Source organism: Photobacterium sp. R1, from assembly GCF_054600795.1.
In genome coordinates this window covers 1-330 of the sequence record NZ_BAAHZP010000293.1, presented here as the reverse complement: position 1 = coordinate 330, position 330 = coordinate 1, and the positions used below count along the sequence as shown (strand labels likewise).

Here is a 330-nt window from a genome sequence, read left to right as displayed (position 1 = left end):
CGCTCAGGCGCAGGCAAGTCAACCCTGGTCAACCTGCTGATGCGTTTCCACGACCTGGAATCCGGTGCCATCCGCATTGACGGCCAGAACATCGCTGATGTCACACAAGACTCTCTGCGCGGCAATATCGGGATGATCACTCAGGATACTTCTCTGCTGCATCGCTCTATCCGTGAAAACATTCTTTACGGCCGACCAGATGCAACAGAAGAAGAACTGCTGGCCGCTACCCGTCAGGCGCACGCCCATGAGTTTGTCGAAACACTGATCGATCCGCACGGCAATGTCGGCTACGATGCACAGGTCGGCGAGCGCGGCGTGAAACTGTCC

At 57.0% G+C, this 330-nt stretch carries 1 protein-coding gene; it reads left to right on the top strand.

The annotated features are described in order from the left end of the window. Window positions 1-330 (top strand): ATP-binding cassette domain-containing protein (locus ACYP03_RS25100; protein WP_459782542.1); only part of this gene is annotated, 330 nt, incomplete at both ends.